Source organism: Rubeoparvulum massiliense, assembly GCF_001049895.1.
GTDB lineage: Bacteria > Bacillota > Bacilli > Rubeoparvulales > Rubeoparvulaceae > Rubeoparvulum > Rubeoparvulum massiliense.
Map to the genome: position 1 here is coordinate 325,720 of NZ_CVPE01000005.1, position 23,604 is coordinate 349,323.

A 23,604-nucleotide genomic window follows, 5' to 3' on the forward strand; every position below is an offset into this window, starting at 1 on the left:
ACGATTACATCTTTACAGGTCGAATATGCCATACATAATCTAGTGGAGAATATGAAGAACTCTTTAGTAGCTTCAAATTCTATGTTTTAAACATATAGAATCATAGTCCTATTCTTGACTACTTATTTTTCGTAGAGACAACACCGCCGAGTTTCCTCCTTTTCCCCGTTTCCCTTACTCTTGCTTGTTTAACAGACTATTACTCTTATCGGCAGAATGAAGGGCAACTATAAGCAGTTCTATCATCCTACTTGCTTCAACTTTCCTATGTAAGATTTCCCATTCCTCTACATTTATTGACGCCTTTTTAATAAAAAAGTTTTGGGTTTCGTGCTAATCTTATGTTCTGTTGGTCATATATAGGCATTTCGTATTATATTTTGCCACAAAAATAAGCTGGATCCTCTGAAGGATTCCAGCCTATGAACATGTTCATTTAAACGACTTTTTCCAAATGATTACGATATTACGATTCCTTCAACAAAGTTACTTCTTCTGTCCGCTTCCTTGCCCATGTGCAGTGGCTGTTGCCGTTACATGGGGCTGCCGTGCTAGATGCTCCAGATGCAACAAGCTAAGAAGAGGACGATGATGGCTCAACAATCCTAGCATCTCCGAGCTAAACTGGATTCCAAGGAGTAACACCACCAACATGGTGAGCGCCACCCAAAGGGTGGAAACAGAGAAGATAATGGCATTCAAGCCAAAGACCATGCTGATCCCATAGATAATTAAGACAGTCTGCCGATGGGTGAAGCCCATCTGTAAGAGACGGTGATGCAAATGTCCCTTATCTGCCATGGAGATCGGCTGATTATTCAACTTCCGTCGTACGATGGCAAAGAGTGTATCCCAAATGGGTACGCCCAGCATGACGATCGGGATGATGAAGGAGAAGAAGGTAACATGCTTAAAGCCTAACACGGAAAGTGAGGCAAGCATGAAACCTAAGAAGAGTGCTCCTGTGTCTCCCATAAAGATCTTCGCGGGATGGAAGTTAAAGTAGAGAAAGCCGAGCGTTGCACCGAGCAATGCGCAGGCATAGAGAATAACTACAACATTCCCCATCAGAATAGCCATGATTAGCATGGTGGCGGTAGCAATGGCCGAGACACCGGCTGCTAATCCATCTAATCCATCGATGAGGTTGATGGCATTGGTAACCCCCACAATCCAGAGAATGGTGAAGGGGATGCCTAACCAGCTCAAATCCCAGCGACCATTGAATGGTAGATTCACCATATCAATGCTCAGTCCAGATACCACCACGACCGTCGCAGCTAGGAGTTGCCCGAGCAGCTTCTTCCGTGGTGAAATCTGATATTTATCGTCGATCATACCTGTAATCAACACAATTGTACTACCAAGGAAGATACCGATCGCTTCATGCCAATAAGGTAGATTGGGGTGGAGCATAATATAGATAAAGGCCACCGTTACCCCGATGAAAATGGCCAAGCCCCCCATCTGTGGCATCGCAGACGTGTGAACACGCCGCGCGTTGGGATAGGATACAACCTTCCATTTTAATGCTAAGCGCTTGACCAATGGTGTGACCACCCAGGCAATGGCTAAAGCTAGGAAAAATATTCCCCAATAGAGTGCCGTCATATACGTAACACCTCGTTTAAGTCTCCTTTTCCCACTGAAAATACCGCTGAAAAATACCACTGAAAATTGGTTCTATTATCTAGCATTCCTGCCTTATCTATTAAACCACCAATGTCATAAAGATTCAACTTGATTTTATACTTGATGCCAGCTCTGCTATTGTCTCACTCTTTCCAAGCATGATAGAGAAAACGTGGGAGATCCAGCATCCGCTTCCAGCGTGAAGGCTGCTTCAGCAGACGATAGAGCCACTCCATATGAATGGACTGCACCCATTGCGGTGCCCGCTTCACCTTCCCCGCCATGACATCAAGGCTTCCCCCTAAACCAATCATCAGCATCGGTGGAAGCTCCTCACGATAGCGAGCGATCCACTCCTCCTGCCGAGGTGCTCCCATGGCCACCACCAGGAGATCGGGCTTGGCCTCTTGGATACGTTCCACAATCCTTCCTTCCGCTTCAGGAGGAAAGTAACCATGCTGCCGTCCCACTACACGGACACCGGGAAAACGTTCTTTGATCTTCGCTTCTGCTCCTGTATTGGCATCGGGAGAGGCACCGAGCAGGAAGACTGACCAACCCTTCGTCTCACCCACCTGTAGAAGTGCTTGGAAGAGGTCGTAACCAGTCACCCGTTCATAGATGGGCTGGTTGCGCCACTTGGCTGCTATCACAATCCCGATCCCATCCGGTGTCACCATCTCGGCCTCCTGCAAAATCCGGCGAAATGAGAGATTTCGTTGTGCCATCATCACGATCTCCGGATTGGCTGTCACCACATGGGTGGCTTCCTTCGCTTCAATCCGTTGCGTGCACCAATCCACCGTCTCAGCAAAGGTGAGGGTGGAAAATGGGATATCTAGAATCAAAGTGGTTGGCAAGCCTCCATGGTGGCTTGCCTGTTTATTATTCACCATCACAAATCTTCCTTTACATCAGCATCTGCATCTCTAGATGTTTATTTATTTCGTTGTTTCGTTTATCGAACCGTCTCGTGCATCCACTTGATTAGACGCACAATATATGAAAAGGTTACCAATCTGTTATCAGTTCTCTCTGAAACCGCTAATAAACCAGCCTATGAATTGAATCAATGCGATGATGATTAAGATGACCAGTGCGCCTGCTCCATCGATCATCACATCGGTCCAAGAGGCAAGACGTCCAGGGGTAAAATACTGATGCAATTCATCGAGGATAGCATACAGGATGGTTAGAAAAAAAGCGACGGGATAGGTACGCCAGCCTAAGCGTGGCCAATATCGCTGTAAGATCAGCCATGTCACAAGGGCTAGAAAGGCAAACGCCACGATATGCGCTACCTTGCGGATCAAAAACTCCAGAAAAGCAGGCACTCCTCGTGTTGCGATGCTGATCTCTCGCCCTTCATAGATGAATGTCCAATCCCCTAGCTTCGCTTCCACCCAAGCCCGATCCACATGCTGTGCCAAGAATGGACGAATATCCTGGACCTGATAGGGCTGTGATGAGAAGATAAAGATGACGCCCAGCCAGAATAAGAGGAGAAGCCACCAGAAGTAGCTCCTCCGACCATATGAACGTTTTTGAACAGCATGTTTATTCTCATTCTTCATCGCCATAATTCCTCGTATCTAAAATTTACTCTAATCCACACTTTCTATTCATGTAGTACATCTTACTTCTTTATCTTTGTGATCTCAATACTCCATTCTGCCCCAGATCCCACTTGATGCACTGCTGCAAAATTATCCATATTGATGGCCAGTGATAGGTTCATCAAGCTATTGAAGTAAAGCAAGGGCTCTCCTTCCTCTACACCACCGAAGCTGTATTGGTAGGGAATCGTTCCTTCATATATTAATGCTTTTTCATGATAGATTTTTACGAGGAACTGATCACCGTACTGAGGCTTCCACTGATCGAAAAGCTTCTTATCAATATTGGTCCACACATTGCCATATTGAATATCCAGGATGGGAATATTGCCCTTGAATACCCCATTCTTCAGCTCCGCCTTTTGATAAGGAATGGCTGTCACTTTGGCTTCTAATAAAGGACCCACTTCCTCAAAGCTGATCTGCCCTGAAGCAAGGCGTGCCCCTGTATAGGCATAGACGTCTCGTCCATGGAAGGTATAGGATTCCTCTGAGCCTTCTAGGCGATTCTTCGTCTCATCGATCTGCCGCACTGCTTCCACACCCATGGACTCTGCCACCAAGCCGAAGCTGCCGTTATCGGGTCCCACAAAATAATGGCCTGTCTTTGTTTTCAACACAATGGATGAGCGCTCTGTCCCCACACCTGGATCCACCACAGAGACAAACACCGTTCCTGCTGGCCAATAGCTAGCGGTCTGCATCAAGCGGTAAGCACCCTCCCAAATATCATAGGCAGGGATCTCATGGGTCAAATCAAACATGGCCAACTCACGATCGACGCCAAAGGCTACCCCTTTCATGGCTGACACCGCCCCGTCCTTCAAGCCAAAGTCCGACTGAAGGACCAATGCATTTCGCTCTACCTTCTTCATTTGTATTTGTTCTTCAGCCACCCCTTGATTCCCTGCTGACGAAGCTGGCAGATCTGATGGAGCTGGTTGAACTGGCTGAGCTGTTTGATTCCCTTGCCCATCATTGCCAGCTGTACTCGCGAACGCCGGCTGAATCAACACCACCACAAGCACCAACGCCAAAGCTGTAAATACTAAACGTTTCCATTGCATTCCAATCTCTCCCCTCAAGTTTGTACTAACATCCAGCTCCATTATATACAATATAAGGGGTTATACCTAATATTTTCTTCACACTGTCATTCGTGTCCTCTGCGCCACCACACTATCAGCCCCACCTACATCATACTCAACCTAACGCACCCCAAATAAAAAAGCATGTATCGTTGGGCTAAGTATAGCGAAGCTCCAACGATACATGCTTTCCTAATGATATATTCTCTTCTTCCTAGCTGTTACGTAAAAGTGCAAATAAAAGTTTTGAAGCGTGTGTTGTAGGGTAAGAGCAGCGACACCGCAACCTCTGGTTGCAGGAGCGCGAAGACCCTACTACACACGCTTCTACCAATTCTTATTTCACTTTCTTATTTCACTTTACTAACCTTCATTGTCCAATCATTCCCTGCATATACTTCATGAACATCAGAGAAGCTGTCCATGTTAATAGCAGCAGATAGATAGAGCAATTCATTTAAGTAAAGCAATGGTTGACCTTCTTCAACATCACCGAAGGTATGGCAATATTTCATATCGCCTGCGTAAACTTGCTTGTCACCTTGGTAGAATTCTACGTGAACCATATCACCAATCTTAATACCAAGCTCGTCTACAAGATCTTTTCCGATATTACTCCATACGTTTCCGTATTGCACATCAAGAATTGGAATATTACCAGATAGTACGTCATCCTTCAATTCTGCTTTTTGATAAGGCATGGTAACCACTTCAGCAGGTAGCTCTGGACCTACTTCTTCATAAGTGATGGTACCAGAAGCTAGACGTGCACCGGTATAGGCATAAACGTCACGACCATGGAAGGTATAGGAATCTTCAGAGCCTTGAAGACGGTTCTTAGATTCATCAATTTCCCGAATGGATTCAATACCAAGATCCTCTGCAACCAATCCTAAAGTACCATTGTCAGGAGTTACAAAGTAGTGGCCTGCTTTGTCCTTCATTACAACAGATTTGCGATCTGTACCGACACCAGGGTCTACTACAGAAACAAAAACAGTTCCTTCTGGCCAGTAAGCAGCAACTTGGTATAAACGATAGGATGCTTCCCAGATATTATAAGCAGGAATTTCATGAGTTACATCAAACATTTTTAATTCAGGGTCAACACCAAAGGCTACCCCTTTCATTGCAGAGACGGCAGAGTCTTTAAGACCAAAGTCCGTCATGAAAACAAGAGCATGTGGTGCGTCAGCTGCTTCTGTTGGTGCATCTGTTGCAGGAGCTTCAGCAGGTGCTTCTGCTGGTGCTTCGTTCTTCGTAGCGCTATCATCACTATTACAGCCAAATAGTGTGAAGCTAAGAGCGAGCACAATTGTCAATAATAATGTTAGTCGACGATGTTGTTTCATCAACTTGTACCCCTTTCTCTTTTCTGTATGGTCTAGCAATTCAGTCCCATTCTAAACCAGCCATTGAATAAGGCAATGGAGAACACAGAAAATGAGGGAAAAGTGCTCCCTCTCACACAATAAGTTTCAATCCTTATTCAAATATGTGACTTTTTTCACTAATTTCTACTTCTTTTTTACATGCCCTCCATTGTGAAGAAGAATTGGCTTTGAAGATTAGTATAGTCAAAAGAAAATAGACCACCCTTATGACCTAGAATAACTTAAGAATGGTCTATTTCACAAATGACTTGAGCCTGCCACTCTTTTATGAGGGCAACTGTTGTATCGACCATAGGTGTTAGCGCACCTACGGTCTTTTTTATTTATGCTAAAATTAACAATACCATTTGCTACTATTTTTGTAAACACATTTATTGGATTGTATGGTATTATATATCTTATACAATAGTTAGGCTCCTTAAGGGTGGTCTGGCTCACTCCATTCCATATGGAAGGGGGTGAGGCTGATGTCAGTATACCATGCATTATCACTAATGCTCACATTTGGTGTATTGATCATAATGCTACTAGATAAAAGGAAATAGACCACCCTTATGACCCACAAGTTATAGGGTGGTCTATTCCATAGACCTATTAGAGCCTGCCACTCTTATATGAGGGCGACTGTTGTACCGACCATAGGTGCGTCAACACCTATGGTCTTTCTTATTTTATGCTTTATTTAAGTATAACATAACATATTTATTTATAGAAGTAAATTTCATCCAATTATACAACATCACTTCAATTGAGACTCGTAGATTTACGAAATACAGGATGTACTACCGTCGACGTTGCAACAGAATGTTGCGTTCTTAGTCGACATTCCTTTATCCTTCCACTCACCTCATACTATTGTAAATCAGTTGATTTGAAGTTGGGGGGTGTGGGGTTAGAGCAGCGACACCGCAACCTCCGGTTGCAGGAGCGCGAAAACCCTACACCCCCCAACTTCCACCACAGCTTATTTACTCAATAACGTATCAAGTACTAATTGTGCCATCAACCCCGCTCCAATGGGCAGCACCCGTTCATCCAACTGAAACTGCGGATCATGCAAGGGTTTCTGCACAGGACGATCCGGTAAGGCGCAGCCTAGCCAGAAGAAGGCACCGGGAATGCGCTGGAGAAAACGACTAAAATCCTCGCCTCCCATGGAGGGTTGAATGGCAGGTGTATTGCCTGTACCAAGGAGATGATGTGCTGTTTTTCGGACCTGTTCCACCCAATGGGCTGAATTGAAGGTGACGGGATAGCCTTCTTGGAATTGCACGGTGGCACGAGCACCCATGGCTTCCGCCACCTGTTCTACCACTTGATGTAAACGTTCCTTCAAGAGGAGACGAACCTTGGGATCGAGAGAACGTGTAGTTCCCTCCAACACCACCTCATCAGCGATCACATTGTAGCGGTACCCACCGGTTATTTTTCCAATAGTGAGGACGGCTGGCTCCAAGGGATTGATATTACGGCTGACGATGGTCTGAAGGGCATTAATCATCTGGGCTGCCACCACAATGGCATCGAGACCTTGATGTGGCATACTCGCATGCCCACCTGCACCATGAATGGTGATGGTAAAGCCATCGGAGTTGGCCATAATCGCACCTTCCTTCACCCCAATGGTCCCCACTGGTAGATCAGGCCAGACATGCTGTCCATAGATCACATCGGGTAGATACTGGTCAAAGAGCCCATCATCCATCATAGGCTGAGCGCCACCATGGGGCACTTGCTCCTCCGCAGGCTGAAAGATAAAGAGCACACGACCTGGCAGCTCTGCCTGATACTCCTTGAGGATGGCTGCTGCACCTAGAAGCATGGCAGTATGGGCATCATGACCACAGGCATGCATGACACCTGGGCGCATGGAGATCACCGGTCCCTCATTCTTTTCAAGAATAGGCAGGGCGTCCATGTCAGCGCGTAAAGCAACGGTTTTTCCAGGCTTCCCTCCCTCTAAGATCCCTAATACTCCGGTCTTAGCGAAGCCGGTTTTATATGGGATTTCCAAACGTCCTAACTCTGCTTGGACAAAAGCAGAGGTTTCCACCTCGTCGCCACTTAACTCAGGATATTGGTGGAGATGGCGTCGCATCTGAACCAAATGCTCACCCCAATGCGCAGCGATCTCTTCTAATTGCAGTTTCATCATTCTGCCTCCTTGTGTGAATCGTATGATCGATTTGGGTTACATAATCTAGCGCATCAACATGCCGATCCCTGGTCCAATTGGAATCCCTAGTAGTACCCAAGCTACCATGAGCACGGTCCAGCTGATTAAGAAGAAGATGGAGTAAGGTAACATCGTAGACATGAGGGTACCAAAGCCGGCATTTTTACTATATTGGCGCATGGCAATGAGAATAATCGGTAGGTAGGGATTGAGGGGTGTAATGACATTGGTAGAGGAATCCCCAATCCGATATGCCAGTTGAATAAAGGCGGGGTCATAGTTGAGAATCATGAACATGGGCACGAAGACTGGCGCCATCAAGGCCCATTGTGCTGAGCCACTAAAGATAAAGAGGTTCAAGAAGGCGGTTAGGATAATAAACCCAATAATCGTCGACATCCCTGTGAGATTTAAGGCAGTGAGGAGATCGGCTCCCTTCACGGCCAACCAAATATCCAGATTACTATACTTAAAGTAGGCGATGAATTGGGCAGCAGCAAAGATCAGAACAATGAAGCCTGCCATATCCTTCATCGCTTCGCCCATTAAGTGAGGAATATCGCGACTACCCTTAATCCTTCCCACGGTTACCCCATAGGTGATAGCCATAATCACCACCGCAAAGAGGATGAGGGGTACGATACCCTGAAAGAACGGAGATTTATGAAATGGCTCACCTGGTGCACTATTGAGCCAACCATTGGCTGGGATGGTGATCAATGCGATAACTGCTGCATAGAATAAGAACGCGATACCTGAACGGCGTAAGCCGCGGATCTCCTGGGGGCTAATCTCTTCTAGCGCCTGCTGGATCTCCCCTTCATATACGCCCAGCTTGGGCTCTACCAAACGTTCCGTCACCCAGGTCCCCACCAGTGATAGCACCAAAACAGAAAACGCCATGAAGTAGTAGTTATCCACAATGGATACCTCTAAGCCAGGAGTAATGGTCTGTGCAATGGGCGTGGTAATCCCCGCCATTAACGCATCGGTACCTGCAGGGATGAGATTCGCCGTAAAACCAGCACCTACCCCGGCGAAACCTGCTGCTAAGCCTGCCAAGGGGTGACGACCCAGATGATAGAAGACTGTTGCAGCTAGCGGAGGTACGATAACAAATGCCGCATCCGACGCCAGATTGCCCATGACCCCAGCAAAAACCACAGCGAAGGTAACCAGGCGAGCTGGCGCATTGAGGATCACCCGCCGCATAAAGGTCTCAATCAGTCCTACCTTATCGGCAAGACCCATCCCTAGCATCATCACCAAGACCAAGCCCAAGGGCTGAAATCCGGAGAAATTCTTCAGCATGGAAGAGAGGATAAAGGTGAGACCCTCTTTGGAAACCATATTCTGTACAGTTACCTCTTCCCCTGAGCCTGGATGGACCACTTGGGCACCGAGGGAACTTGCTAACCAGGAAAGAGCAATCATGATAACCGCCAGATAAATAAAGATCATGAAAGGATGGGGCAAGCGATTCCCTACCCGTTCCACCACATCTAAAAAGCGCATGAAAAAGCCACGTTTTCCATGAACCTGTACCGTTGGTTGACTCACACTCCCACCTTCTTTCTTTGATTTTTGAATGTTCTGTCTCTTAAACAAGCAATTGTAGTAGCCTTGCTAGTAAAGCGCCTCGTTCTATCAAGGAGGAGAGCTCAATATACTCCTGCTCACTATGGGCATTGCCGCCGATAGGTCCTAGTCCATCGAGGGTAGGAACCCCTAAGGCGGCCGTAAAGTTCCCATCGGAGCCACCCCCTGTGAAGGTATCCTGAACAACGATCCCCAGTTCATTACCAGCCTGTTGGACAAGGGCTAGGAATGCTTCAGTAGCAGCCGTTTTCGCCATGGGTGGACGACTGATACCACCCTCCAGCTGTAGCTTCGTCCCCGCTAGATAAGTGTGAGAGGTAAGTTGCTCAATCCTTTGGGCAACCAGCCCCATCTGTTCCATGGTCGTAACACGAATATCCACCATGGCTGTGGCTTCCGCTGGTACCGTATTACAGGTGGTACCACCGCGGAAGGTCCCTACATTGAGGGTCACACCTTCCGCTATCCCATTGAGCTGCTGGAGCTGAATCACATGGTGCGCCAGTTCATAGATGGCATTCAACCCCTTCTCTGGCTCAATACCAGCATGGGCGGCTTTTCCCTGTACCGTAAGGCGATACTTCCCCCCACCCTTCCGTGCCGAAACGATGGCCCCATTGGCACGTGCCGGCTCCATGATAATGGCATAGCGTTTGCCTTTGCAAAGCTCTTCTGTCCAGGGACGGGAGGAAGGCGAACCAATCTCCTCATCGCTGTTCAAGAGGATCTCAATCTGCTGCACTGCCGGATCATGCTGAACAAGCAATGCCTTCATCACATAGAGGAGCATCACCTGACTCCCCTTCATATCGATAACACCCGGACCGAACCCCCGCTCTCCCTCGATGCGGAAGGGACGGGATGCCGCTGTTCCCTTGGGAAAGACCGTGTCTAGATGGGCGATGATTAGAATGGAGGGCGTAGCTGCTTTAACACCTCCAGCCTTTGGCTCCATCCTGATGCGAAGATGGTTCCCATACTTTTCTTCTTGGAGCACCTCAACCTGGAACCCCAGCTTGCTATACTCCTTCTGTAGCATCGTACCGAGCTTGTCGATCCCTTCCTTATTCGAGGAGCCACTATCTTGGTTGACGAGACATTCTAGCCAATCCAGCATCTCTTCATAATGCGCTTCAAAATATGCTTTCATCGGAGCGCCCCCTTTCCTTGCTGGAGAGGATGGTGACAAGCAACCCAATGATTTATGGTCAGCTCTTGCAAGGGAGGAATCTCTTCCTGACAGACTTGCGTGGCATAAGGGCAGCGCGGGTGGAAGCGACAGCCGCTGGGAGGATTGGCTGGACTGGGCAAATCTCCTTCCAACAGCTGTACCTCCTTCCCCCGCAGGCTGGGATCAGGGATGGGAACGGCAGCCAGCAGCCCCTCTGTATAGGGATGACGAGGCTGGGCGAAGAGATCCACCTTCGAGGCTAATTCCACCACCTGTCCCAGATACATGACAGCGATACGATCGCTAATATGCTTCACCACGGGTAGCCCATGGGCAATAAAGAGATAGGTCAGCTGGTACTCCTTTTTCAATTTCACGAGAAGATTGAGAATCTGCGCCTGAATGGAGACATCCAGAGCAGAAACTGGTTCATCACAGATGATGAGCCGAGGACGGAGGGCTAAAGCACGGGCAATGCCAATGCGTTGCCGTTGTCCACCGCTGAACTCATGGGGATAGCGGTTGCCATAGGAAGGATCCAGTCCTACCACTTCTAGAAGCTCCTCCACCTGTGCAGCAATCTGATTGCGACTAAGCTGTGTATGGGTACGGAGAGGCTCCGCGATCAGATCCTTGACACGCATCCGTGGATTGAGGGAGGAATAGGGATCTTGGAAAATCATCTGCATCTCCTTCCGCTTCTCGCGAAGATCACGGGCAGGGAGCGCTGTCCAATCGACGCCATCAAAGTAGATCTTCCCTTCTGTTGGTTCTAGCAAGCGCATGATCAGATTGGCGGTGGTGGACTTGCCACAGCCGGACTCTCCCACAATTCCTAGGGTCTCTCCCTCCTTGAGGGTCAAACTTACATCATCCACCGCTCGTAAGGCGCTACCAGAACGTGGGCCCCGTTTCAGCCAGCCCTGCTTCAAGGGAAAGTGTTTGGTTAATCCTACGACTTCTAAAAGATATTCTGATTTGGACTCTCGCTTATGTGCCATTGCTTTCACCATCACCTTCATGTGGGAGTTGCTGTAGCCAGCATCGGACCTTATTGCCCTGCTCCCCTGTACTCTCTAGCTCTGGATCTATCCCTGCCTTCCCAATCCCTTGCAGAGGTGGATCTTCATGGATACAGGTTTCTAGTGCCACGGGGCAACGGGGATGAAACTTACAGCCATGAGGCAATGCCCCGGGGTGAGGAACATTCCCCTCGATGGCATACAGCTCTTCTTCTAGCTGGTCAATCCGGGGCGTGCTCTGTAGTAGCCCTTTTGTATAGGGATGTTGCGGATTGGCAAAGAGTGATGCCACATCCCCTTCCTCCACCACCCGGCCTGCGTACATCACCACAACGCGATCTGCCATCTCCGCCACCACACCTAAGTCATGGGTAATGAGCAAGATGGCTGTCTGCTGCTCCGCTACGATCCTGCGCATCAGCTGCAGCACCTGGGCTTGAATGGTTACATCCAATGCTGTGGTAGGCTCGTCGGCGATGAGTAGCTTGGGCTGACAGGAGAGGGCCATGGCGATCATCACCCGCTGCCGCATACCCCCACTCAATTGGTGGGGATAGTTATCATAGACCTCACGAGCCCGGGGAATCCCGACATATTGGAGCCAGCGGATCGTCTCCTCCCTGGCCTCCTTCCGCTTCATCCCTTGATGAAGTCGAATCCCTTCGGCAATCTGCTCTCCCACGGTAATCACAGGATTCAATGCACTTAGGGGCTCCTGAAAGATCATGGCTAGCTCCTTACCACGTAGCTGGCGTAGCGCCTGTTTCTTTAAGCGCGTCAGATCTTGCCCCTGGAACCAAATCTCTCCTTCTACCTTCCCAGGTGGACGAATTAACCCCATGATGGAGAGCGAGGTGACACTTTTTCCACAGCCTGATTCACCAACGAGCGCCACTACTTCCCCTGCCTTGATGGAGAAGCTCACGCCATTCACCGAGGGTACCACCCCATCCTCACCATAAAAATAGGTGTGGAGATCCTTCACCTCTAAAAGTGGCTGCTGACTTGAGCTACTATCCTGGTTCAATTCTTCGATTCTATTAACACAACTCGTTTCATATAAGCACTGATTCATCCTGGATACCTCACTTTCGCACCTGGGAGCGAGGATCAAGAACATCCCGCAGCCAGTCACCGAGGAAGATGATCCCTAGCACCGTGATGGTGATGGCTAAGCCTGGGAAGGTGGCCACCCACCAGCTACTGGCTAGATAATCCCGTCCTGAATTGAGCATGAGTCCCCAAGAGATATCTGGGGGTTGAATACCTAAGCCAAGAAAGCTTAAGGAGGCCTCTAAAATAATGGTGGTGGCCACACTTAAGGTAGAGATCACGATGAAGGAAGGGAGGATATTGGGAACCAGATGACGGAAGAGAATGATGCCATTCCGTACTCCCATGGACCGAGCAGCCTTCACAAACTCCCGCTCCTTGAGACTTAAGACCTCGCTGCGAATTACGCGAGCATAGCTGACCCAATTGGTAATCCCTAACACAAAGATCAGGGTTAGCACACTGGGTCCCAAAATTTTGACCACCACCAAGGTGAGCAAAATATTGGGCAAAGCGAGAAAGGAGTCCACAATGCGCATTAGCATACTATCGATAATGCCACCATAGAATCCAGCGATGATTCCTACCAAGATCCCGATAGTACCTGCAACTAGCACAGAGCAAATCCCCACCAAGAGCGTAATCTGTGTACCGGCAATGATTCGACTTAAGAGATCACGGCCGAGATTATCTGTCCCCAGCCAGTAGCCCGGCTCACCCCCCTCCTGCCAAGCAGGTGGCTTAAACATGAGCATGGGATTGGTAGCACTAGGATCATGGGGGGTGATCACCGGTGCAAGGAACGCTACCAAAAAGACGAGGCTAACGATGAGAAAGCCCACCGTACCTGTTTTGCTTCGGAGAAGACGTCTCAACCAGCGGCGAGCAATGCTTGGACTGCGCCGCTCTTCCAACTGCTGCTGGCTCTGTATCACCATGGATTGCTTCATACTATTCTCCCCCCTCAGTCATAACGAATTCGTGGATCGAAGATGCGATAGAATAGATCAGCTACTAGATTCATGCCAATAACAAAGAGGGCAATGATAAAGACTGCCGCTTGCACAACGGCCATGTCCCGTGAATTGACGGACTGAATGAGAAGTTGCCCTAAACCTGGCCAGGAGAAGACCGTCTCGGTAATCAAGGTACCACCGATTAAGGTGGAGGTTTGTAACGCCATAATGGTAATGGTAGGCACCAACGCATTCCGAAAGGCGTGCTTCACCGTCACCATGCCATCATGGAGACCCTTGCTCTGGGCGGTACGAATGTAATCTTGACCAAGAATCTCGATCATGCTAGATCGGAGTAGGCGTGTCATCTCTGCAGCGATCCCTGTTCCCAAGGTAATGGCTGGTAGCACCAGATTGAGCCAGGTCCCTCGCCCCGAAACCGGGAAGATCGGGAAGGTAACCGCCAATAGAAGAACCAGCATAATCCCCAACCAAAAGTTGGGCATCGCCTTCCCTACCACGGAAGCCCCTGTAATGAAGAGGTCGAGGAGCGAGTTCTGGCGCGTTGCGGACCAGATTCCAAAGGGAATGGCGATGAGAGTGGCCACCAGCATGGAACCCATAGCCAGCTCTAAGGTAGCAGGAATCCGCTCTAAGACAATGGGCAGTGCCGCTTGCTTATACTTAAAGGAGGTGCCAAAATCTCCTTGCAGTAGATTGAGCAAATAGTTGCCATACTGGATGATAAAGGGTCGATCCAGCTTCAATGCTTTCCGTAAATTCTCAATATCCTCTGCTGTTGCATCCTCTGGTAGCATGAGTGCCACGGGATCGCCTGCCAGAAAGAGTAGACTAAAAACAACGAATGATAGAATGAACAACACTGGAATGATCTGCAAAATTCGGCGAATGAAAAATCTCATGCTATCCTCTACTTCCGTTTAATTTCTGTAGCGATAATCATCTCATCGAGACGTGGCGCAAACTGAATGGAATCGCTCACACCATAATTGCTCTTCTGTAGATAGAGATGGATATGGGGACGGTCCTCTGCAATAATCTCCTGGATCCGTTGATACTGCTTTTCCCGTTCCTCTGCATTCATATTGATACGCGCTGCTTCAATCAGCTGATCCACCTCAGCATTAGCATAATCGATCTCACCCGCTGCTCGTTGGGAATGATAGAAATCCACGACTAGATCCGCGTCAAAGAGGGAATTACCGATCCCGATGAGATAGAGTTCCTTGTTGTTCTTCGCCTTCCGCATCTCCACAAAATTACTCCACTCCATGAAGTCCAAATTCACCTGAATCCCTACCTGACCGAGATAGGCAACGATCATCTCCGCCACCTCCCGATCCTGAAGGTAACGACCCTGTGGTGAATGAAGGGTTAAGGTCAAACCATTAGGATATCCTGCTTCTGCAAGGAGTGTCTTCGCCTTCTCTGGATCATAGAGATAATCATTATAGAGATTGGGATTAGCACCAATATTGCCTGGTGTTACCCGAGTTCTCGTCGGAACTCCAGCTCCACCTAAGAGCTGCTCCGCCAATGCCTTATCATCAATGGCATAATCGATAGCTTCCCGCACTCGGGGATCTGCTGTAGGAGTCCCTTCGGTATGGCGGACCACCAAGAACATCACGCGATTGGACTCTGCCAATGCCACATGAGTTCCATCATTATTATCGATCCGCTCCCAATCATTGGGTGGTACATTCATGGCAATCTGTACGCCACCAGTGAGCAATTCATTCACCCGGGTAGACGCTTCAGGAATAACTCGGAAGACGACGCGCTCCCACTCCTCGTTGCCACCAAAATAATAGTCAGTGAAGCGTTCTAAGACAACGCGGTCATCACGAACCCACTCCACAAACTGATAGGGACCTGTCCCAATGGGGTGCTCAAGGAAGGTCTCCCAACCCTTCTCTTCAATGTACGCCTTAGGTAAAATGCCAGAGCCTAAACGAGCTAGGCGGTTGAGGAGGGCAGGCTGCGGTCCATCGGTGAGAATCTGTACCTTATAATCCTCCAGCACCTTCACCTCAAGGATCTGCTTATAGTTGGGATGCTCCCGCAGCGCAGAATCCTTCGCCACCCGCTCCAAGGTGAACTTCACATCCTCCGCCGTCAGCTCTGTCCCATCATGGAACTTCACGCCCTGACGCAGGGTGATCTCCCAGGTTGTATCATCGACCAGCTTGTAGCTCTCTGCCAATTCAGGCTGTAGCTGCTGATTCTCATCGAACTTAAAAAGATAGTTAAAGAGATTCACATGAATCGCTTCTGTTGAGGTATTGTTATGATCATGGATATCGAAGCTGACCATGTCGGTACCCATGGCGATGGTCAATGTCGTATTCGTTGCCTTCGAACCCGTTACTGCATCTCCTGTGCCATTTGCTGATGAGGTAGAAGATGGTTCACTCGCCTTTCCGCAAGCGCTTACAATTGTGGTAACCAATAATAGTGCAGTCAGTACATAGAACCACTTTTTCAAACATTTCTCCTCCTTTAATTTTTAAAATAAATTACATAAATTGCTATAATTCGATTTGTTTGTCATAGATTCGTCACTTTTATGCAAATTCCTGCTTAAATTTACAAAAAAAACTGCTGACGTATGAACGTCAACAGGGTTGAAGTGAAATATGTGGAGAACAGTCACCGAGCAGGAGACTCTTTTCATGAAAATGTTCTCCAAAAATACTAGTCAGGGTACAGTGATCCCATTGCATCAATGAATTGCCCCCAACTTGGATTATCTTTTTTTTCGTTCTGAGTTAAGTGGTATTGATATTTATACAACATTTTCAATGATTTGTTATCAGCTGAGAGTATAAAATATTTTGTGTAAATGAAAAATTCCATGCAAAAAGGAAGACCTTTTTTTGGTAGGATTAAGTCACCATAACCAATCCTAGAAAAGAGGTCTTCCCTATGAATCAGTTTACAACAAAAATTGTCGATGCACTAGTGAAAAAACAAGATATTACTGAGGTCTTTCGTTCACATCTGGAAATAGCAATTAATTCACTACTGGCCACAGAACTAACAGAATTTCTGGACTACGAAAAATACGAACGGATCGGCTTCAACTCAGGCAACTCTCGCAATGGGTCTTATTCGCGCACGCTTCACACGGAGTATGGGGATTTAGCCATTCAGATCCCACGTGACCGCAATGGCGAGTTTAAACAACAGACTGTGGCACCTTACAAACGGTCAAATGACACGTTAGAGAACACGGTAATCCACCTATTTAAAAAAGGCATTACGATGGCTGAAATTGCACATTTAATCGAGAAAATGTATGGTCACCACTATACGCCACAAACGATTTCGAATATGACAAAGGCTGTTTCTGAAAACGTGAAAGCGTTCCAGAATCGTCCGCTGCACAATCGCTACGTGTGCGTGTATTTAGATGCGACATACCTTGCTGTTCGCCGTGATACAGTTTCTAAGGAAGCTGTTTACATCGCAGTGGGCATCCGTGAAGACGGCTCAAAGGAAGTGTTGGCCTACACAATCGCACCAACAGAATCGGCTTACAACTGGCAAGAGCTGCTAGAAGAGCTAAAGGAACGTGGTGTTGAAGATGTCCTATTATTCGTTTCAGACGGCTTAAAAGGCATGTCTGGCACTGTTTTTAACGTGTTCCCTAAAGCGAAATATCAAGTGTGTCTTGTACATGTTGGACGTAATATTGCCCATAAAGTTCGTGTAGAAGATCGCCAAGAAATTTGCGAGGATTTTAAAACGATTCACCAAGCAACAGACGCAGAATCAGCTCAAACAGCACTTCAAACGTTCTGCGACAAATGGGGGAAATCGTATAAAAAAGTCACGCAAGGATTACTTGAAAACCCTTATTTACTCACGTTTTATCAGTTTCCAAAGGACATTTGGCGAAGTATTTACTCGACGAATTTAATTGAGTCGTTTAATAAACAAATCAAGAAGTATACAAAGCGTAAAGAACAGTTCCCTAATGAAGAATCGTTGGAACGTTTCTTAGTGACGCAGTTTGAGGATTACAATGAGCGTTTCGCCACACGGTGTCACATTGGTTTTAACAAGGCCCGTGCAGCACTGGCAGAAATGTTTGAAGAACTGCAGGATCCGGCTAAGTAAGTTGAACAAGTTCACTTGAATACAAAAATAATGTTCTACCTAAAAAGGTTGAAAAATCATTTACACAAAAATATTGACACTACCTATCAGCTTGATTCATTTTATGTAAATAATAAATAAGTTCATACATTCTAATTACCTGAACATTATCAAGACCAGTATTCCAACTTTCAGCGTTCTCAATTAACCGAATTACATTAGAATCATTCACAGCAAAGTAAGGTAATCCCTTAACAGCTATATATGAGAGAGACTTTACTTCACCACGATCATCCTTATTATCAAGTAAAGGTTCATATCTTGTTAGTGGATATATTTTGTCTTCAATGGCATTCCTAATAACTTTTTCTGTTGCCGTTAATGTTGAATCTCTATGAATTATTAAACGTGGTGTAAGTGCCCTAATATAATCTTGCAAAGATGGCAAAATTAATTCATCATAAACCGCTTCATGTATTGCTAACTTAGAGAACACACTAAAGATTGGTTCCAGCCAGATACGTTTAAATACATCAAAATTTATCCTTGTTTCTGCAAATCTACTTCTGTCAGGAGGAATAAGGAAATTAGCATCCAAGGTAATAACTTGGTCTGGGTGTAAGAAAATACTCTCAAGAGCAGGATTAGAGGAGGTTAGATCAACCTTCATCATCAACCTCCTTATTGAAAAATGCCTTCATTTCATTTATGTCTTCTTCAGAAATATTCAACTCATAGCCAAAATCTTCTGGTCTTTTATTAAAAAGGCTGATAGCATCTAAAAATTCATCTTCGTTGATGATGTTGTCCTCATAATTTCTAATGATTACTTCAACATCTTTTGCAGATGTACCAATATTATTTGAAATTGTATTGAGTTTTGAAAATACTTCGAGATTAGTTGCTTGACCTATACGCCCATAAAAGCCATTCATATCTCGTTCATTAATACCATAAAGCGCTTCGTATTGCTGTTCAGAAATTGCATCAATCTCCTTTAAACGCTTGACTAATGAACGGTATGGCAACCACCATGTACAATGCAACCTAGCAATAAAACGCAATAGTGGGTTAAATTGAATATCAAAAAGTGAATTAGTTTTAAATTCATTAAGCACAAGACTCTTAAGTACATTTTCAGCTAAAAGAAATTCTGCCGCAAAGCGATTTGCCATCGCTTCGATTAGGTTATGCTCCTCTTCGTCTAAACGGCTTAGATGTGAACCAGTCTTCGTGAAAAAATGATAAAGTTCATGTGCAACTGCAAAAATTTGTTTATCAAAATAGTCAGCAGTGTTTAGTCCAATAAAAATAAGCTCTTTTGCTTCTTCCTCAGAATACATAAGAGCAGCAGAAAAAGAAGGAGTACCATCTTCCGACTTAACAGGATATTCCAGCAAAATAATATTCTTTTTTTCAAGAATAGTGAAAATATCATGTCCAATTGGCGTTTCTCCTATAAATCCTAATACTTGCCGCTGTTCTCCGACTAATTTCTTTATCTCCTCAATCTGTAACTCGTTAAGAGCAATGGATGGACTCATTTTCATATTTACTCCTTAACAGTATTTGCTGTCTAAGTGATAACATCATGGTAAAAAGTTTGTCTACACCTTCTCTCTCATATTCGCTTAGGGCTTCACTACGTAATGCGATAAATGAATCTTTTCCTTGCTTTTCAATGAACATATCAGTAATTTCAAAGTCCAAAATATTAGATAAGGCTTCAAACTGACTCATTGATGGTATATAATTTTCACGCTCGATTCGCCCAATCATCGCTCGATTGATTCCAGTAAGATTACCTAGTTCTTCTTGAGTTAGCCCCTTCTGTTCACGCTTAAATTTTACAGTTTCAGCAAGTTTTGCCGTTGATAATTTTCTCAATTTTATTGACCTCCTTTCAATACATAGTATGCACCTTTCTACTTTAAAGATACTAAAAATATCATATAAAGTCTACAAAATCGAATAATATAAATATAAACGCCTAAAATGATACTTTAATTAACACTTTTTCTTTTTAATTATGTATATACTAAAAAAACCGCAGGTGCTATGAACACCTACGGTCAGATGCTGATTCCCTAAAAGGGGGAACGGCTGGTCAAGAAACTTTTGCTTACTTACAACGGGCGGGGCGCCCATCGAAGTGATAAAGAAATATCTAGAAAACCAAGGTATGAAGTGAGGTGATTCGAAATGGCAAACGCTCAAGGGTGGTTCACGAAGCACATTCGCACAAATTTAACCATTTATCGCAAACATCAATTCCCCTTCTGCAGCAACCTCACCATTCACCGTGGCCTTCCCTGCTGCTTTTCCAATGCTCCCCTTCATCCGGGTTAGCTCTACCTCCAGCCGAAGTTGATCGCCAGGACGAACCTGCCTCTTGAAGCGGAACTTGTCCACGCCAGCTAGTAGGCCAATTTTGCCCTGATTCTCTTCCTTCATGAGAATGGCCACAGCTCCTACCTGTGCCAGGGCTTCAATAATCAGAACACCTGGCATCACAGGGTATTCAGGGAAGTGGCCTTGGAAAAAGGGTTCATTGATGGTCACATTCTTAATGCCTACTGCGCGCTTCCCTTCTTCCACTTCTTCGATTTGATCCACGAGTAGGAAGGGGTAACGATGGGGGATGATGCTTTGAATCTCTTCAATATTCATAGAAAGCGCCTCCTCTAACTTTCATGTTTCATGTAAGGGTACAGCAATTCTCACATAATGCATGTCCCATAAGTATTAAGTACACAAAAATCCAAATGGGAGCCTTCTCATTTGGATCGAGGGATGCCAGTGTATGTATTCTTAGTTGGTTGTCTCTTCATTCATCTGATGGCCCATATGGTTGAGACGCCGAAATTGGATAATGTAGTTAATACTTGCTGTAATGGCTACCGTTAAGGCCAAGCATAAAATGTGGATGGCATACGGCCAATCAAAAAAGATGAAGAGGAAGAAGGTGTAGAAGAGCACGGTGGAGAGTTTCCCGAGAAAGTTTGCCTGTACCGTCTTCTTTCCCTTACTCACGAAGAAGATGGAGGCGAAGATCATTCCTAGATCCCGTGCAAAGAAGACAATGGCTCCCCAAATTGGGATTAGCTTGGCCACTAACAGGGTAATAAAAACAGAGACCATCATCAGCTTGTCAGCCAATGGGTCGAGCATCTTCCCGATATCAGTAACCAAGTTATATTTTCGGGCAATATAGCCATCAGCCACATCGGTGATCCCTGCTAAGACGATAATCATAAAAGCCAAGTAACGGTGTTCCGGTCCGGAAAAGAAGACCCCAAAATACACAGGGACGAGACAAAGTCGAAACACCGTCAAGATATTGGGTATATTCATCTTCTCCTCCTCGATGACTAAGATTCTTGATTCAGCATTTTTACTTACCTGAAGCAAAGACTAAGTCTAGCATATGTTTCCAGGTTTGAGGATTAAACACTTCAAAGGCTGGGCGATCACCGAAAACACCATAGCCGATCATTGCACCCACGGACATCGTGAATACAAAGAGGAGGATAAATACTGTGACCTTGAGACTGCGGCTCAGCTTGGGCATTTTACTCGCATCCTTCTTACTGGTGCCTTGATCCTTCGAGGTAGTAGCTTGCCCTTCTCTTGTTGCAGCTGCCATCGGTTCTACTGAACGTTCAGCTGAGCGCTGAACTGGCCGTTCTTGCACCGTTGCTCTCGTAGCAGGTCTTGGTGATGCTACGGATTGGCGAGGTGCACGCTGTTCTGCAGATAATGCCTTGCGACGCTCGCTTGCTTTTTCTTTTAGACGTTCTTCAAAGGATTTCATAACCATTCCTCAATTCTTCATCAATCTCGATATTCTTCTTCTATTGTATGTTGAACCCGTTAAAGATACAACGGGAAAGGAATGTCAGAATACCTATGCCCGTCGGATATTATTGGCTAGCTCCCACATACGATCAGCACTGGAGAAGGCTCGTGCCTGAAACTGTAATGCACGTTGTGTTTGCAGGAGTTCCGTCATCTCATCTGCCATATTTACATTGGACATTTCCAGCATTCCCTGCTGTACAGCAGTAGAACCACTCCATTGTCGGATATCATCGAGCTCTGGCGTTCCATCCTCGGTGGTAAAATCCTCTAGCACCAATTGGTAACGTCCACCACCTTGAGGGCGAAGGAGCTGAGGATTGCTAAAGGAGGCAACTCCTAGCTGGGTCACATACTCTCCTTCTGGATAATCTGGTGTAATAGCATATATCTCACCCTGCTCATTGATGCGCATCTCTGCTCCATAGGGGAGAATGATGGGTTCTTCATTCTGATCAAGGATGGGTAGGCCATTGGCATTGACCAACATTTTACCATCCCCTGTGGTATTGATCAGGCCTGTTCCAACGCCTGCTAGTAGCTGCCATTGGAGGTTACCTGCTCTTGTATACTGGGTATCATAGTCCACCACAGCTCCATCCTCATCCAGCCGCGGCACCTGCACTAGCAGAAAGCCATCCCCTGTGAGTGCTAGATCCAATGGATTATTGGTCTCTTTCAATGTTCCTTGCTGTAGATCTTCAAATGTAACTACTGGTCCTAGACCTACACCGGTACGAATCTGTAGTGGAGTCAAACGGCCTTCCTCTTGATGGTGGGCAGGCTGATTGTCTACCTCACGAATGAGGGCTTCACGGAAACGAGTATCAAGGCGTTTATATCCTACCGTATCTAGATTGCTAATATTGGAACCAAGGTTGTCCACCTTATGCTGGATCCGTTGGATCGCGCCTGCAGCGGTTAGCATGGATAGATTCATGGGAACTCCTCCCTTCCTTTTACGCTTTACTACGATTAAATGTTGCAGTTACTCTGCTTCATAAGTCTCTATACTAAATTTTCGCAAGATCATTGACAGCTCGTCCGAGCAATTGATCATAGGATTGGAGTACTTTTTGATTGGCTTCATAGACGCGGAGTGCCTGCATCATATCACTCACGGTTGTAGCAGGGTCCACATTACTCTTCTCGATAAAGCCCTGCTTCACCCCGCTCTGAGTAGCGAGATAGGCAGCGGTCGCATCCTCTGTAGGTGCTGGGGCTGCATTACCATTCTGATAGCGATAATAGCCTGTACCTGCCTTCACCAATTCATTGGGATTGGTGATAAGAACCAGGTCAATTTTCCCTAGTTCTTCAGTGGTCTGCAAAGGATAATCGGGATTGCGGTACACTACATTCCCTTGTCCATCGATGAACAGATTGGACATGGTGGGATCGAAGGGTTGGTCATATTCATTAAGGAGTTGAATCGGTTCATTCTCCCCATCTAGCACCTGATAGCCTTCTGGTGTAACTAAGTAGCCGCTCCCATCTAAGAAAAATCGACCTTGTCTTGTATAGCTAATCTCTCCATTCTGGTCTAGCACCTTGAAGAAGAGACGTGGGGCTACAGTTTCATTCTCTCCAATGGGCAGCGCTGGCATACGGCTATCGTCGATGGCTAGCTCCAGAGGTTGGTTGGTCTCCACAATGGGTGCAGGCGTAAAGGTTGGTATTAACTCCTGAGCATAGACACCAGTATTGAGTGGCCCCACTAGTTGAGGTTGTCCATCGCGAATCCGTTGAATTAGCAGCTCAGGAAAGGAGCGCTCCACCACCTGGTCCTGCTTATAGCCCGCTGTCTGTACATTGGCAATATTATTGGTCAATGCATCATGGATACGTTCCTGGGCAATCATTCCTGCAGCTGCTGTATAAAGACCCCGAATCATGCTACTTCTCCTCCTTCAT

Annotated in this window: 23 protein-coding genes and 1 pseudogene; 3 read left to right on the top strand and 21 right to left on the bottom strand. The window is 46.4% G+C overall.

Annotated features, from left to right (window positions below):
- Nucleotides 1-486 precede the first annotated feature (486 nt).
- The 5 genes from BN1691_RS06740 to BN1691_RS06760 all read right to left on the bottom strand — a co-directional run bounded on the left by BN1691_RS06740 (nt 487) and on the right by BN1691_RS06760 (nt 5,505).
- On the bottom strand, nt 487-1,611 hold the full coding sequence (locus BN1691_RS06740; RefSeq protein WP_048601458.1) for a glycosyltransferase family 4 protein: 1,125 nt from the start codon (nt 1,609-1,611) through the stop codon (nt 487-489).
- A 164-nt stretch (nt 1,612-1,775) separates the two neighbouring features.
- Nucleotides 1,776-2,528, bottom strand: a complete 753-nt coding sequence (locus BN1691_RS06745) for a WecB/TagA/CpsF family glycosyltransferase (RefSeq protein WP_048601459.1) — start codon at nt 2,526-2,528, stop codon at nt 1,776-1,778.
- Nucleotides 2,529-2,657: 129 nt separating this feature from the next.
- A complete protein-coding gene (locus BN1691_RS06750; RefSeq protein ID WP_048601460.1) occupies nt 2,658-3,206 on the bottom strand; it encodes a VanZ family protein in 549 nt (182 codons plus the stop codon).
- Nucleotides 3,207-3,268: 62 nt separating this feature from the next.
- A complete protein-coding gene (locus BN1691_RS06755) occupies nt 3,269-4,315 on the bottom strand; it encodes an SAM hydrolase/SAM-dependent halogenase family protein (protein WP_315969540.1) in 1,047 nt (348 codons plus the stop codon).
- Nucleotides 4,316-4,686: 371 nt separating this feature from the next.
- Nucleotides 4,687-5,505 (bottom strand): SAM hydrolase/SAM-dependent halogenase family protein, encoded by an 819-nt coding sequence (locus BN1691_RS06760; RefSeq protein ID WP_048601676.1) that lies wholly within the window; start codon nt 5,503-5,505, stop codon nt 4,687-4,689.
- Between the two features lie 692 nt (nt 5,506-6,197).
- On the opposite strand from BN1691_RS06760, the gene BN1691_RS15015 reads away from it, so the two are divergent.
- Nucleotides 6,198-6,275 (top strand): putative holin-like toxin, encoded by a 78-nt coding sequence (locus BN1691_RS15015; RefSeq protein ID WP_222704569.1) that lies wholly within the window; start codon nt 6,198-6,200, stop codon nt 6,273-6,275.
- A 419-nt stretch (nt 6,276-6,694) separates the two neighbouring features.
- Here BN1691_RS15015 and BN1691_RS06765 read toward each other — a convergent pair whose 3' ends face one another.
- From BN1691_RS06765 to BN1691_RS06800, 8 genes are all read right to left on the bottom strand, one after another.
- A complete protein-coding gene (locus BN1691_RS06765; RefSeq protein ID WP_048601461.1) occupies nt 6,695-7,882 on the bottom strand; it encodes a M20 metallopeptidase family protein in 1,188 nt (395 codons plus the stop codon).
- Nucleotides 7,883-7,930: 48 nt separating this feature from the next.
- On the bottom strand, nt 7,931-9,421 hold the full coding sequence (locus tag BN1691_RS06770) for an AbgT family transporter (RefSeq protein WP_048601677.1): 1,491 nt from the start codon (nt 9,419-9,421) through the stop codon (nt 7,931-7,933).
- 85 nt (nt 9,422-9,506) lie between these two features.
- The gene (locus tag BN1691_RS06775; protein WP_048601462.1) at nt 9,507-10,655 is read right to left on the bottom strand and encodes a M20 family metallopeptidase; all 1,149 of its coding nucleotides are present in this window, start codon (nt 10,653-10,655) and stop codon (nt 9,507-9,509) included.
- Nucleotides 10,652-11,677, bottom strand: coding sequence for an ABC transporter ATP-binding protein (locus BN1691_RS06780; RefSeq protein WP_048601463.1), 1,026 nt, complete (start codon nt 11,675-11,677; stop codon nt 10,652-10,654). Before BN1691_RS06780 ends, BN1691_RS06775 begins: the two co-directional genes overlap by 4 nt.
- Nucleotides 11,667-12,773: an ABC transporter ATP-binding protein gene (locus tag BN1691_RS06785; RefSeq protein ID WP_082147051.1), complete on the bottom strand. Its 1,107-nt coding sequence runs from the start codon at nt 12,771-12,773 to the stop codon at nt 11,667-11,669. The genes BN1691_RS06780 and BN1691_RS06785 overlap by 11 nt, the downstream gene beginning before the upstream one ends.
- A gap of 10 nt (nt 12,774-12,783) precedes the next feature.
- Nucleotides 12,784-13,701: an ABC transporter permease gene (locus BN1691_RS06790; RefSeq protein ID WP_082147052.1), complete on the bottom strand. Its 918-nt coding sequence runs from the start codon at nt 13,699-13,701 to the stop codon at nt 12,784-12,786.
- Between the two features lie 14 nt (nt 13,702-13,715).
- Complete coding sequence (locus BN1691_RS06795; RefSeq protein ID WP_048601464.1) at nt 13,716-14,630, bottom strand: ABC transporter permease; 915 nt, start codon at nt 14,628-14,630, stop codon at nt 13,716-13,718.
- 8 nt (nt 14,631-14,638) lie between these two features.
- A complete protein-coding gene (locus BN1691_RS06800; RefSeq protein ID WP_048601465.1) occupies nt 14,639-16,216 on the bottom strand; it encodes an ABC transporter substrate-binding protein in 1,578 nt (525 codons plus the stop codon).
- 440 nt (nt 16,217-16,656) lie between these two features.
- Here BN1691_RS06800 and BN1691_RS06805 point away from each other — a divergent pair, with 440 nt between their 5' ends.
- Entirely contained in the window at nt 16,657-17,853 is a 1,197-nt protein-coding gene (locus BN1691_RS06805; RefSeq protein WP_048601466.1) for an IS256 family transposase, read from the top strand.
- 79 nt (nt 17,854-17,932) lie between these two features.
- On the opposite strand, the gene BN1691_RS06810 is transcribed toward BN1691_RS06805, so the two are convergent.
- From BN1691_RS06810 to BN1691_RS06820, 3 genes are read right to left on the bottom strand one after another with little or no spacing between them, the layout of a single operon-like run.
- Nucleotides 17,933-18,502, bottom strand: coding sequence for a hypothetical protein (locus tag BN1691_RS06810; protein ID WP_048601467.1), 570 nt, complete (start codon nt 18,500-18,502; stop codon nt 17,933-17,935).
- Nucleotides 18,492-19,376, bottom strand: a complete 885-nt coding sequence (locus BN1691_RS06815) for an ImmA/IrrE family metallo-endopeptidase (RefSeq protein WP_048601468.1) — start codon at nt 19,374-19,376, stop codon at nt 18,492-18,494. The genes BN1691_RS06810 and BN1691_RS06815 overlap by 11 nt, the downstream gene beginning before the upstream one ends.
- Nucleotides 19,354-19,719: a helix-turn-helix transcriptional regulator gene (locus BN1691_RS06820; protein ID WP_048601469.1), complete on the bottom strand. Its 366-nt coding sequence runs from the start codon at nt 19,717-19,719 to the stop codon at nt 19,354-19,356. Before BN1691_RS06820 ends, BN1691_RS06815 begins: the two co-directional genes overlap by 23 nt.
- Before the next feature lie 217 nt (nt 19,720-19,936).
- On the opposite strand from BN1691_RS06820, the pseudogene BN1691_RS14115 reads away from it, so the two are divergent.
- Nucleotides 19,937-20,023: pseudogene (locus BN1691_RS14115) on the top strand (transposase); the annotation flags it as partial.
- A 56-nt stretch (nt 20,024-20,079) separates the two neighbouring features.
- On the opposite strand, the gene fabZ reads toward BN1691_RS14115, so the two are convergent.
- From fabZ to BN1691_RS06845, 5 genes are all read right to left on the bottom strand, one after another.
- Nucleotides 20,080-20,502: a 3-hydroxyacyl-ACP dehydratase FabZ gene (gene fabZ / locus BN1691_RS06825; RefSeq protein WP_048601470.1), complete on the bottom strand. Its 423-nt coding sequence runs from the start codon at nt 20,500-20,502 to the stop codon at nt 20,080-20,082.
- A gap of 141 nt (nt 20,503-20,643) precedes the next feature.
- Nucleotides 20,644-21,186 carry a CDP-diacylglycerol--glycerol-3-phosphate 3-phosphatidyltransferase gene (gene pgsA / locus BN1691_RS06830; protein ID WP_048601471.1) on the bottom strand — a complete coding sequence of 181 codons (543 nt, stop codon included), beginning with the start codon at nt 21,184-21,186 and terminating at the stop codon, nt 20,644-20,646.
- A gap of 40 nt (nt 21,187-21,226) precedes the next feature.
- The gene (locus tag BN1691_RS06835) at nt 21,227-21,646 is read right to left on the bottom strand and encodes a DNA-directed RNA polymerase subunit beta (RefSeq protein ID WP_048601472.1); all 420 of its coding nucleotides are present in this window, start codon (nt 21,644-21,646) and stop codon (nt 21,227-21,229) included.
- A gap of 93 nt (nt 21,647-21,739) precedes the next feature.
- Nucleotides 21,740-22,630, bottom strand: coding sequence for a flagellar hook-basal body protein (locus BN1691_RS06840; RefSeq protein WP_048601473.1), 891 nt, complete (start codon nt 22,628-22,630; stop codon nt 21,740-21,742).
- A 73-nt stretch (nt 22,631-22,703) separates the two neighbouring features.
- Entirely contained in the window at nt 22,704-23,585 is an 882-nt protein-coding gene (locus tag BN1691_RS06845) for a flagellar hook-basal body protein (RefSeq protein WP_048601474.1), read from the bottom strand.
- Nucleotides 23,586-23,604: the final 19 nt, after the last annotated feature.

Coding starts and splice junctions, on each gene's coding strand:
- BN1691_RS06795 (WP_048601464.1), bottom strand. CDS start 14,630: ATGAGATTTTTCATTCGCCGAATTTTGCAGATCATTCCAGTGTTGTTC.
- BN1691_RS06775 (WP_048601462.1), bottom strand. CDS start 10,655: ATGAAAGCATATTTTGAAGCGCATTATGAAGAGATGCTGGATTGGCTA.
- BN1691_RS06810 (WP_048601467.1), bottom strand. CDS start 18,502: ATGAAGGTTGATCTAACCTCCTCTAATCCTGCTCTTGAGAGTATTTTC.
- BN1691_RS06790 (WP_082147052.1), bottom strand. CDS start 13,701: ATGAAGCAATCCATGGTGATACAGAGCCAGCAGCAGTTGGAAGAGCGG.
- pgsA (WP_048601471.1), bottom strand. CDS start 21,186: ATGAATATACCCAATATCTTGACGGTGTTTCGACTTTGTCTCGTCCCT.
- BN1691_RS15015 (WP_222704569.1), top strand. CDS start 6,198: ATGTCAGTATACCATGCATTATCACTAATGCTCACATTTGGTGTATTG.
- BN1691_RS06805 (WP_048601466.1), top strand. CDS start 16,657: ATGAATCAGTTTACAACAAAAATTGTCGATGCACTAGTGAAAAAACAA.
- BN1691_RS06835 (WP_048601472.1), bottom strand. CDS start 21,646: ATGAAATCCTTTGAAGAACGTCTAAAAGAAAAAGCAAGCGAGCGTCGC.
- BN1691_RS06745 (WP_048601459.1), bottom strand. CDS start 2,528: ATGGTGAATAATAAACAGGCAAGCCACCATGGAGGCTTGCCAACCACT.
- BN1691_RS06845 (WP_048601474.1), bottom strand. CDS start 23,585: ATGATTCGGGGTCTTTATACAGCAGCTGCAGGAATGATTGCCCAGGAA.
- fabZ (WP_048601470.1), bottom strand. CDS start 20,502: ATGAATATTGAAGAGATTCAAAGCATCATCCCCCATCGTTACCCCTTC.
- BN1691_RS06840 (WP_048601473.1), bottom strand. CDS start 22,630: ATGAATCTATCCATGCTAACCGCTGCAGGCGCGATCCAACGGATCCAG.
- BN1691_RS06755 (WP_315969540.1), bottom strand. CDS start 4,315: ATGCAATGGAAACGTTTAGTATTTACAGCTTTGGCGTTGGTGCTTGTG.
- BN1691_RS06740 (WP_048601458.1), bottom strand. CDS start 1,611: ATGACGGCACTCTATTGGGGAATATTTTTCCTAGCTTTAGCCATTGCC.
- BN1691_RS06760 (WP_048601676.1), bottom strand. CDS start 5,505: ATGACGGACTTTGGTCTTAAAGACTCTGCCGTCTCTGCAATGAAAGGG.
- BN1691_RS06770 (WP_048601677.1), bottom strand. CDS start 9,421: ATGCGCTTTTTAGATGTGGTGGAACGGGTAGGGAATCGCTTGCCCCAT.
- BN1691_RS06815 (WP_048601468.1), bottom strand. CDS start 19,376: ATGAGTCCATCCATTGCTCTTAACGAGTTACAGATTGAGGAGATAAAG.
- BN1691_RS06780 (WP_048601463.1), bottom strand. CDS start 11,677: ATGGCACATAAGCGAGAGTCCAAATCAGAATATCTTTTAGAAGTCGTA.
- BN1691_RS06765 (WP_048601461.1), bottom strand. CDS start 7,882: ATGAAACTGCAATTAGAAGAGATCGCTGCGCATTGGGGTGAGCATTTG.
- BN1691_RS06785 (WP_082147051.1), bottom strand. CDS start 12,773: ATGAATCAGTGCTTATATGAAACGAGTTGTGTTAATAGAATCGAAGAA.
- BN1691_RS06750 (WP_048601460.1), bottom strand. CDS start 3,206: ATGAAGAATGAGAATAAACATGCTGTTCAAAAACGTTCATATGGTCGG.